The 10,000-nt window shown below is 66.9% G+C and carries 9 protein-coding genes; 4 read left to right on the forward strand and 5 right to left on the reverse strand.

Annotated features, from left to right (window positions below):
• Nucleotides 1–1,657: 1,657 nt before the first annotated feature.
• Nucleotides 1,658–1,810 carry a hypothetical protein gene (locus AB0J67_RS36435; protein WP_363489547.1) on the forward strand — a complete coding sequence of 51 codons (153 nt, stop codon included), beginning with the start codon at nucleotides 1,658–1,660 and terminating at the stop codon, nucleotides 1,808–1,810.
• A 43-nt stretch (nucleotides 1,811–1,853) separates the two neighbouring features.
• On the opposite strand, the gene AB0J67_RS36440 is transcribed toward AB0J67_RS36435, so the two are convergent.
• Entirely contained in the window at nucleotides 1,854–2,240 is a 387-nt protein-coding gene (locus AB0J67_RS36440; protein WP_363489549.1) for a helix-turn-helix domain-containing protein, read from the reverse strand.
• 193 nt (nucleotides 2,241–2,433) lie between these two features.
• On the opposite strand from AB0J67_RS36440, the gene AB0J67_RS36445 reads away from it, so the two are divergent.
• A complete protein-coding gene (locus tag AB0J67_RS36445; protein WP_363489551.1) occupies nucleotides 2,434–3,417 on the forward strand; it encodes an NADP-dependent oxidoreductase in 984 nt (327 codons plus the stop codon).
• Nucleotides 3,418–3,463: 46 nt separating this feature from the next.
• The gene (locus AB0J67_RS36450; RefSeq protein WP_363489553.1) at nucleotides 3,464–3,604 is read left to right on the forward strand and encodes a hypothetical protein; all 141 of its coding nucleotides are present in this window, start codon (nucleotides 3,464–3,466) and stop codon (nucleotides 3,602–3,604) included.
• A 570-nt stretch (nucleotides 3,605–4,174) separates the two neighbouring features.
• On the opposite strand, the gene AB0J67_RS36455 is transcribed toward AB0J67_RS36450, so the two are convergent.
• On the reverse strand, nucleotides 4,175–5,017 hold the full coding sequence (locus AB0J67_RS36455) for an oxidoreductase (protein WP_363489555.1): 843 nt from the start codon (nucleotides 5,015–5,017) through the stop codon (nucleotides 4,175–4,177).
• Between the two features lie 99 nt (nucleotides 5,018–5,116).
• Nucleotides 5,117–5,482, reverse strand: coding sequence for a nuclear transport factor 2 family protein (locus AB0J67_RS36460; RefSeq protein WP_363489557.1), 366 nt, complete (start codon nucleotides 5,480–5,482; stop codon nucleotides 5,117–5,119).
• A gap of 73 nt (nucleotides 5,483–5,555) precedes the next feature.
• On the opposite strand from AB0J67_RS36460, the gene AB0J67_RS36465 reads away from it, so the two are divergent.
• Nucleotides 5,556–6,365, forward strand: coding sequence for a MerR family transcriptional regulator (locus AB0J67_RS36465; protein ID WP_363489559.1), 810 nt, complete (start codon nucleotides 5,556–5,558; stop codon nucleotides 6,363–6,365).
• Nucleotides 6,366–6,735: 370 nt separating this feature from the next.
• Here AB0J67_RS36465 and AB0J67_RS36470 read toward each other — a convergent pair whose 3' ends face one another.
• Together AB0J67_RS36470 and AB0J67_RS36475 are read right to left on the reverse strand one after the other, a co-directional pair.
• Nucleotides 6,736–7,587: an alpha/beta hydrolase gene (locus AB0J67_RS36470; protein ID WP_363489561.1), complete on the reverse strand. Its 852-nt coding sequence runs from the start codon at nucleotides 7,585–7,587 to the stop codon at nucleotides 6,736–6,738.
• A 254-nt stretch (nucleotides 7,588–7,841) separates the two neighbouring features.
• Entirely contained in the window at nucleotides 7,842–9,341 is a 1,500-nt protein-coding gene (locus tag AB0J67_RS36475; protein ID WP_363489563.1) for a GMC family oxidoreductase N-terminal domain-containing protein, read from the reverse strand.
• Between the last annotated feature and the right edge of the window lie 659 nt (nucleotides 9,342–10,000).

A 10,000-nucleotide genomic window follows, 5' to 3' on the forward strand; every position in this document is an offset into this window, starting at 1 on the left:
CCGCCCAGTCCTCCACGCTCAACACCCTCCTGATCATTCGGAGGGGGTCAACATTCACCCGCCGCCAGGGGGTCAGTTTTCACGCGTCGCCGACAACCTGCCGCGTTCAGAGCAACAGCGTCCGCCCCTTCCACCGACCGAGCACCGCACCACGCAGAAAGGGGTCGTGCGGACGATCGGTGTCGCGGTCCGAAGCCGCGTCCGCCAGGCTTGGGCAGCTCAGCGCATCAGCCCGCGGCAGGGACGGCCGAGCGTCTGCAGCAGTAGTCATTCATCTCTCGCCCAGATGGCATTCGATCAGCAACTGCCGCCGCGGAGGGCGTGACGGCTCCGCTTGCTTGCCCGGCGTACCAGCGCCTCGATCCCGGCAATGACCAGGCCTCTATCGACCGGATACCCCTGGACCATGACCAACATGCCGGCGCAGCCGACACCTGCGCCGCCACCAGCGCCGAAGTAGATCATCGGCCCAGTTCTCGCGGCCGGCTGGTTCGCTCCGTTCGCCCCGGTCGGGCAGCAGCGCACCGTGTCGGTGACACCGGCACCACGATCCTGGACGCTCATTCATGACCAACACTGGCGACGCCACAACAGCACCGCGCTCCAGGAGTGCCACCTCCGGGCCAGCCAACCAACGCCAGGTCGATGACCACGATCGAAACGGGTGACGAGTACAAGACCATCGGCGACTTCGCCGTTTTGGCGTCGCGGCGGGTCAAGGTGTCCATGAGCGCTGTACTCGTCCTCGGCCGGCATGACCGCGCACAGCATCTCCGAGGGTCGATGGCGCGCCAAGACGAGACTCCTCCAGGCCAGCTCGCCATCAAGGACCTGCTGCTACTGCACGAACGTGTGTCACGTGAGTGTCGCGAATGTCCACACGCGACACTCGTCCCGCTTGAGGCAATCGCGGCTGGACCGAGCCCACGACACGTCGAACTCGCATGTTCGCGACGACTCCTCCGCGGGCCAGTCAGGCAGTCCCGCCAGGGGCGGCTGACCGAGTGTCACAGAGAGGGGCCAAGGGCTGAGCCCATGGTCAACTACAGAGGGCCACTTCAGGGCCCACAGGGTCCACGCGCCTTGTGCATCTAACCGTACGCTCGTACGTATAAAAAACCGTGTCTTGAAGAACATCAAAGCCCGTTTCCGTGGTCAGGGAAACGGGCTTTGAGCAGGTATTACACAACGTCGGGCTGGCCGGATTCGAACCGACGACCCCTTGACCCCCAGGGGGGTACATAAAGGGTCAGCGGTGTACTAGGCAACGTTTGCCGAGGTCGCCAGAAGCATAAAGCACCCCAGTCAAGGGGTCTGTGATTGCACCATTCAACCAACGCGTTCGAGCATTTCAAGGCACCTCAGATATTCGTCATAGCTGATCAACCCGCGACAAATAGACAATCTGAAAAGACGGGGCTCGCCGAACTGTTGCGCTGCCAACCTTCCACCCGCCTACGTCCAGACCTCGCGGCGACCGGACTTTAGTCGAGAACTGCTTGATCGTCGTCAGCTCGACCCGGACCTTCAGCCTCTGGTCGAAGGCGCGGTGGTCGCGGGTGCGGTGGTCGCGGGTGCGGACACGTCCGAACCTTGCCCGTGCCCTCGCCGTTGCCCAGGGTCCGGCTTGTCGGACACCGCGACTAACCTTCCGCAAGTGACCAAACTCGATCCGCCGCCGACGCCCGCATATCTGGTCGAAGCGGTGTACGAGACCTTCGGCATAAGGTGCCTGCTCTGTACGGCGGGGCGTCCGCTGAACGTCGCCCACCTCATGGTCGATGGCTTCGGTCCCGGGTACGAACGCTGAGCCGCGATCGAGTGAGCCGGTACGGCCGACCGTGCCCCGCGAGCTAAAGGGCGTCGAAGGATTCCCGCGACTCCTGAATGCCGGCGGCGTTGTCGACCGCCCAGCAGGCGAGGTGTCGTACAGCGGCGAGCAGGCTGATGCCGCGCGGGGTGAGCGTGTAGTCGACGCGCAGGGGTTTGGTGTCGTGCAGGGTGCGGGTGACCAGTCCGTCGCGCTCCATGCCGCGCAGGGTGGCGCTCAGCATGCGCTGGGTGATGGGCTCGCTGAGCCGGCGAAGCTCGTTGAAGCGCTTCGTGGTGTGCCCCAGTTGGCAGATGACCACCACGGACCATTTGTCGCCGATGCGCTCCAGCACGTCTCGCACCAGCTCGCGGTCCTGACCGTAGTTCACCAGTTCCCGTTCGCTGATCGAGGTGGTCGGATGCGCCATGCGTAACAGTATATGTCGTATACCAGGTCCCGCCTGTCACTCGGTTGGTATCTCTGGCGATACCAGGGCACTTTGAAGTGCCTTCTTTTCGTTCTTGCCGGGGTTGTAGACACTCGAAGCTCGGTACTGATCGGGTACCTGGTAGGTGATGGAAACCACATGTGAGCTGGAGCTACATCCTCGGAGGAAGAGCATGAAAGCTGTAGGTCTGCACAAGTTCGGTGGGCCGGAGGTGCTGCAGGTCGTCGACGTACCGGAACCGCACGCCGGTCCCGGCCAGGTCCGGATCCGGGTGCACGCTGCCGCGGTGAACCCGGCGGACATTCTGCTGCGCGACGGCACATGGGCCCTGGAACTGGAAGCGGTGCCCGCACCCTATATACCTGGGATGGACGTCGCGGGCGTGGTCGACGAGATCGGTCCCGACACCGACACCAGCCTGCGCACCGGCGATCCGGTGATGGCGATGCTGATGCCGTTCCTGCCCGCCGACGACGGCACCGTCGCCTACCGGGGCGGCGGCTACGTGCAGTACGCGGTCCTGTCGGCGAGCTCGGTGGTCCGCGCACCGGACGGGTTCGGTCACGAGGCCGCGGCGACGCTGCCGATGAACGGCCTGACCGCGCTGCTGGCCTCCGACCAGCTGGGGCTGCCGCCCGGCTCGACCCTGGCCGTGATCGGGGCCGCCGGGGCGCTCGGCGGATACCTGGTCCAGCTGGCCGCCCACGCCGGGCTGACCGTGATCGCCGACGCCGCCCCGGCCGACGAGCAGCTCCTCCGCGACCTCGGCGCGACCGAGGTCGTGCCCCGGGGACGCGGGGTCGTCGACAGTATCCGGGCACGGTATCCCGAGGGCGCGGACGCGGTCGCCGACGTGGCGCTGTTCGGGCCGCGGCTGCTCGACGCCGTCCGTGACGGCGGCACCTTCGTCAGGTTCCGGCAGGCCGAGGAGCCCGGCGGCTACACCGCCGAAAGCACCCGCGGGATCAAGGTGCTGTCCCCGTTCGTGCCCGAGTACGACGGCCGCACCGACAAGCTCGACGAGATCCGCCGACTCGCCGGTGCCGGCGTGCTCACGCCTCGGGTCGCCGAGGTCATGCCCGCAGCCCAGGCATCAGACGCCCACCGTCGGCTCGAGGCGGGCGGGGTACGAGGGCGGTTCGTCCTGACCTTCTGACAACATTTCGACGCATACCAAAGACGGGTCCGAAAGAGGAACAACCGTGTCTGCACACTTCACCGACAAGGTCATCCCGGTCACCGGCGCGACCTCCGGCATGGGCCGGGCAGTCGCCGAGCGGGTCACCGCCGAGGGCGCCAAGGTGCGCGCCCGGCATGGCCTCCTACAGCGCCGCCGAGCATAGCGTCATCGGACTCACCCGTTCGGCCACGCTCTACACGGCCGCGACGGGGTCCGGATCAACGCGCTCGTGACTGGCGGCACCCCCGCACCCGCCACCGACGCCATGACGGCTCGGGACAGCACGACCGCCCTGGACGCGGTCATCGACATCCACCAGCGTCTGTTGCGGGCGATCTGTGAGTTCACCAAGTGCGGCCGGATCGTCGCCCATGATCACAGTCGCGGTCTGCGTGCCGCATGGTTGCTGCGCTCTTCTGACCGGGGCGCCCGGAGGGCTCGAGCCCTTCGACGTTACGAACGAAGTGACAACTTCGGTCGACGAGTCGGGTCAGGCTCGGCGCGACCGAGCAGATGGCGCATGCGAGCCGCGGTCGGTCCACGCCCGCGTACGAACAGCTGAACGGCCTCGCGGGCGAGGCGCTGTCGTGACCAACCGATTTCAGCGACGGGCATCCGGCCGGTGGCATCACCTCACCCAGCGCGAGCAGAACCGCGGCGATGCTGACTGAGCCAGCCGGCGATGGCGGCCCTGCTCCGTCGGTGCGTTTAGGCGTCCAGGTCCGCTGGACGGCTACACGGTGGCGGGGAAGTCGGCCTGACGTGACAGCGCTTCGGAGGTGCGGATGTCGGCCAGGTTCTCTTCGATCGTCTTCACCACGGCGTCGAACGCGCTGCTGCCCAGAACCAGCCGGTGCGGGGGCGACTCCTGGGCCATGGCGGCGATGACCGCGCGAGCTCCGCGCTGCGGGTCGCCGGGCTGATTGCCGTCCTGGTCGATCATCGCGCTGCGGACGTCTTGCAGCATCGGCTGGTAATCGGCGATGGTCTCATCGACTGCTTCGTCGGCGAAGCCCGCATAGGCCCTGGTCCGGAACGCCCCTGGCTCGACCGCCATCACCCGGATGCCCAGCGGCTCCACCTCGTTGCGCAGCACCTCGGTGACAGCCTCGACCGCGAATTTGGAGGCGCTGTAGTAGCCGAATCCGGTCACCCCGCGCAGCCCGGCCACGGAGGACATGTTGATGATCCATCCCCGGCGTTGGGCTCGCATGCCCGGCAGCACGGCACGCGTGACCGACAGTACAGCGAAGAAGTTCAGTTCGAACATCTGCCGCACGGCGTCGTCGGCCATGCCCTCGATGGACCCGTACCAGCCCCGGCCCGCGTTGTTCACCAGCACGTCGACGGTGCCGAAATGCCGTTCGGCAGCCCTTACGGCGTCGATCACCTGCTGGTCGTCGGTGACATCCAGGGGCAGGACCAGAACCCGGTCGCCGTACGCCTGCGCCCACTGCTTCAGCGGCTCGGTCCGCCGCGCGGTCAGCACCACGCGATCGCCGACATCCAGTGCAGCCTCGGCGTAGGCCAAACCGAATCCACCCGGCGAGCCACCGGTGATGAACCATGTCCTCATGTCTTCCCCAACCATGATCATGTTCGATGGCGACCCTCCGACGGCCGAAACTTAGAAACGGACGCCGTCTCAACAATGCCGCAAATCGCGTGAAACGTCCTACGGTGCGATGTGCAGCGCCGCGATCAGCGGGCCACGCATCGTGAACCGGTAGTGCAGGTCGACTACCCCACCAGGAAAGTCTCCTTCGAGATGCTGTACGACGTCGTAGTGCGTCTCGTCGATCCTGCCGGCACCGGTGAGTTCGGTGGTGAACGTGTACTCGCTCGCCGAGCGGCCCAGCCAGGTCCGAATCTCCTCCAGACCACGATAGGTGTGCCCATCGTCCGTCACCACGGCATCCTGGGTGTAGCACGCGATTGCGGCATCGACGTCGCGGGCCCGATGCGCGTCGAGGTAGGTGGTGAGTTCGGCCGGCAATGCCGACGAGGCGATCGGGGTTGCCCGACTCCAGTCCGTTTTCATACGACCACTGTCAGGTCTCCCGCAGGGGGAGGGTCAACTGGCGACTCCCGGAGCGCGGGAGCAGACTAGGGGCGTGCGGCCGGCGATGACGATCGGGGAGTTCGCGACGGTAACCCACCTGAGCGTGCGGACGTTGCGCCGCTACCACGAGGCCGGGCTGCTCCAACCGGCTGAGATCGACCGGTTCACCGGCTACCGCTACTACACGGCGGACCAGATCCCGCCCGCCCAGGTCATCCACCGGCTCCGCGAACTCGACGTACCGCTGGCGGAGGTCAAGTCCATACTCGCCGCCGATCCGCAGCGCCGTGCCCAGATGATCACGGATCATCTGGGGCGTCTGGAGGGTGAACTGGCCCGCACCCGGGCCGCCGTCGTATCGCTGGAACGGCTGCTTCGTCCCGACACGCAGGATCTGCAGGTCGAGATGCGGTCAGTGCCAGCCCGTCTCGTCGCCGCCGTGGACGGCCACATCACGCTCGACGGTGTGATCGCATGGTACGACGCGGCCATGGCCGAGCTGGATGCAGCCTTCCCACCGGCCCAGCGCACCGGACCGCCCGGTGGGCGCTACGCCAACGAACTGTTCACCCACGGCACCGGTGACGTGTCCGTCTTCCGACCAGTCCGTGACCCGCGCGCGTCCGGCCGGATCGAGGTCGTCGAGCTCGCGCCAGCCGACCTGGCCGTGGCCGTCCACCACGGGCCGCACGACGACATCGACGTCACTTACGGCCGCCTCGGCGCCTGGGCGGCCGAGCACGCCCTCACCGTCGACGGGCCGGTCCACGAGACATATCTCGTCGGCCCGCGAGACACCGACAGCTCCAGCCGATGGCGCACCGAGATCGGCTGGCCGATCTTCCGCCTCGCGCAGCAGTAAGCCGGCGATGTTCATACCTCTCTGCGCAGACCCCGAAGGTGGATGCGGATGGAGATTGCAGCACCTTGGAATGGCGCCAGCTCTGCTGACCCAGGCGTCAAAATGAGACACGGCCGCCGGAGCGATGGCGGCACCTGCCGGCTTCACCCTGACCACAACACTGCTGTCTGCACTGCCCGCGACTCGATCGCGCCGACCCTGCCGTACAGCAAGCGCGTGACCCCAGCCGGCATGCGCGGTCCGAGCGCCGGTGAACACGCCAAAACTCCCGCAGATGCGTGCTTCGCGCTTCTGCGGGAGCTTCGCCTTGCGAGCCGTACCGGGTGGACGGCCTCCCGGATACGAACGGTGCCGGCCCCACCGGCCAGGCCTACTTGGAGGCGCTGGCGGCTTCGCTGATGAGGTCGGCGACAGCGCCGGGTTGGGAGACCGGGACGGCATGGGATGCCTTGACTTCCACGGTCTTGGACTTGGCGCGTTCGGCCATGAACTTCTGGGCGGCCAGCGGGATCGCCTTGTCCTCGGTGGCCAGCAGCGCCCAGGACGGAATGACCTTCCAGGCCGCCTCGGCCGCCTTGCCCTCCAGCGCGGCGGTGGCCGCCGGGCGCTGCGTGACCGCCATCAAGGCTGCGGTCGGTGCAGGGACGTCGGCCGCGAAGTGCTCCCGGAACGCCTCTCGCTTGACGTACAGGTCGGTGCCCTGGCCTCCGCCTGGCAGCGGGAACGGCACCGACTGCAGGTTCGCCCCCAGCGTGTTGCCCGGGAACCTGTTGACCAACTCCCCCGTGCTCTCCCCTACCTCCGGTGCCAGCGCTGTTATGTAGACCAGGGCTTTCACGTCCGGATCACCCGCGGCGGCGCTCGACATGACGGCCCCGCCGTAGGAGTGCCCAGCCAGCACGATGGGGCCTTGCACGCTGTTGAGCACACTGCGCAGATAAGCCGAGTCCGTTGCCAGGTCCCGCAGTGGGTTGGCCGGCGCCACCACCGGGTAACCCTCGGCCTGCAGGCGCTCGATCACGCCGTTCCAGCTTGACGCGTCGGCGAACGCGCCGTGCACCAACACCACCGTCGGTTTTTCCTGCTGCTGAACGGGCTGAGGTTCTGCGGCGCCCGCCGACGTGGTGCCGGAGTTGGCCGTAAGAGGTGCTGTCACGGCGAGAGTCGCTACCAGTGCACTGGCCGCGAGCCCCAACAAACGCGATTTCGGTGTGGGTTTCATGGTTCTCCTCCGAGAGGCTTGCGCGACGCCAGCGGCGGACCCAAGACGCACTGACGCCAGCGCGAGAGTTGGTCGGGCAAGACATAAGAAGGTCCGAGAGCGCACTTCAGGCAAGTTGCGTGACCGCGACCAGCATTGACCGAGTCGCCCCGACATCGGATGCTGCGCTGCAGACGCAATGCTACGCCCGTTACGGAAGTAATCTATCGATTTGTCATGAGCGAGGGCCGTTCAGAGCACGGAAGCGCCCTGTTTCAGCCCTCGGCCCGGATCAGTTCAGCGCCGCGCTCGGCGATCATGATGGTGGCGGCGTTGGTGTTCACGCTGACAAGCGTCGGCATCACCGACGCGTCGATGACGCGGAGGTTCTCGATGCCATGCACCCGCAGCTGCGGCGTGACCACGCATCGGTCGTCATTGCCCATCTTGCAGCTTCCGGCCGGGTGGAAATACGTTCCCGTTGCTGTGCGGACATAGTCCTCGACCCGGAGGCCGCTGCCTGGCAGCAGTTCCGCTCCGCGCCACGGATCGAATGCCGCACTCGCGGCGATGGTTCGCGCCTTCTCCACGCCCTCGGTCAGACGACGCCGATCGCTGGGATCAGCCAGATAGTTCGGATCGATCAGCGGGCTGCTGTCCGGATCAGCGTTCGCCAGTCGGACGGACCCTCGACTGCGGGGCACGACGGACACGCCGAAGGTGAAGCTGTTTGGCGGAGTGTCGAACGCCGCCAGGTAGTGGAACGGCACATGCAGGAACATGATCTGCGCGTCAGGCCCGCCGACGGCCTCACTGCTGCGATACAGCAGTGAGGTCTCCGCGTGGTTGGCGTTGCCGGGCGGAATCTGCCGCGTGGATTCGAAGACCACACCGGTCAGCGGGTGGTCCTGCAGGTTCCTTCCGACACCGGGAAGGTCGTGCACCACCTTGACGCCCGCCTGCCGCAGTTCGTCTGCCGGCCCGATCCCCGACAGCAGCAGTAGGCGTGGCGAGTCCACCGCACCGGACGACACGATCACCTCTCGGTTGGCGCGTACGTCGACAAGTTCGCAGTTGTGTCGCACGAGGACACCAGTACAGCGGCCGTCGCGCACGAGCAGGCTTGTCGCGCGCGACTCGGTCCACACCGTGAGGTTCGAGCGACGCAGCGCCGGCCGCAGATACGCAACCGCGGTGCTCTGCCGTTTTCCGACGCAGATGGTCAGGTCATGCCAGCCGGCTCCTTCCTGCACCGCACCGTTGAAGTCGCCGGTGACCGGATGGCCGGCCTGTGCGGCGGCATCCACGAACACCTGCGACAGCGGATTTGGCGTGGCCGCCCTTTGGGGCAGCATCGGCCCGCGGAAGCCGCGATACCGCAGATCCCCGTCGGGCACCGTCTCCATTCGCTGGAAGTACGGCAGGACGTCGTCATACGCCCAACCGGGCGCGCCGCCCTGAGCCCACGAGTCGAAGTCGTTGCGGTGGCCACGCAGGTAGACCATGGCGTTGATCGAACTGCTCCCGCCCAGCGTCCGCCCCCGAGGCCAGTTGTGCTCCTGACCGCCCATCGCGCTCTGCGGCACCGTCCGGTACGCATGATCGACTTCGGTGCCCCGCAGGACGGGCCACGCCGGCGGCACGTGGATCTCCGGACGAGTGTCCGCAGGGCCGGTCTCCAACAGCAGGACACTCACATCCGGCTGCTCAGACAGCCGTGCCGCCAGCACACAGCCTGCTGAACCGGCACCGACGATCACATAATCGAAATCCATGCTTCCTCCGATTCACGTTCCGGTAGCCAGCGCCCACCGCGTCTGGCAACGACCACGACCACGTAGCAGCGGCGGACCCAACTTTTGACGATCGCCGGTGCTCGACTCAGTTATTGCCCCAGAACAACCGACGCGGCTGCGGACGAATTCAGATGGGGCCCGTTGAAAGCTAGCGCACCGATAGCTCGTGCACAAGGTTTCTGCGTCATGGGTGGGTGACCTCGCCAGCAGGCCCTCGATTAAGCGCACCAGCCGCTGGCCCGCGCTGCGAGGAGGTCTTCGACGTGACCGAGACGCTCTCGGCCGCCACCGCCCGCCGAATCTGACCGGAGGACGGGCCTCGAGTGTCAGCACGGGTGCCCCGCAGTCGTGGACCTGCCCCTGCCCATCCTGCAGCAGGCCGCCTTTCAATCAGTTGGCGTTACCCATACGCCCACTGTCGGCTCTCCCCCAGAGGGAGAGTCAAGTCCTGCTCCGGGAGGGCGCAGATTGCCATAAGCGGCCGGCCCGACGATCGGAGCGACGCGGCTGACCGATGCGAGCGCGTGCACGGCGTCGCTAGCCCGAGGTACGCCGCCGCGCACACGCCCACCCGCCAGCTGCGGCGGTATGCCGCGAAGAAGCCGACCGCCGCGAAGCTGGCGAAGCCGCACGACAGC

It is taken from the genome of Catellatospora sp. NPDC049609 (genome assembly GCF_040675365.1).
Taxonomy (GTDB): Bacteria; Actinomycetota; Actinomycetes; order Mycobacteriales; family Micromonosporaceae; genus Catellatospora.

Bases quoted from the DNA above. Each gene is read 5' to 3' on its own strand.
- AB0J67_RS36440 (WP_363489549.1), bottom strand. From the start codon at position 2,240: ATGGCGCATCCGACCACCTCGATCAGCGAACGGGAACTGGTGAACTAC.
- AB0J67_RS36445 (WP_363489551.1), top strand. From the start codon at position 2,434: ATGAAAGCTGTAGGTCTGCACAAGTTCGGTGGGCCGGAGGTGCTGCAG.
- AB0J67_RS36455 (WP_363489555.1), bottom strand. From the start codon at position 5,017: ATGAGGACATGGTTCATCACCGGTGGCTCGCCGGGTGGATTCGGTTTG.
- AB0J67_RS36460 (WP_363489557.1), bottom strand. From the start codon at position 5,482: ATGAAAACGGACTGGAGTCGGGCAACCCCGATCGCCTCGTCGGCATTG.
- AB0J67_RS36470 (WP_363489561.1), bottom strand. From the start codon at position 7,587: ATGAAACCCACACCGAAATCGCGTTTGTTGGGGCTCGCGGCCAGTGCA.
- AB0J67_RS36475 (WP_363489563.1), bottom strand. From the start codon at position 9,341: ATGGATTTCGATTATGTGATCGTCGGTGCCGGTTCAGCAGGCTGTGTG.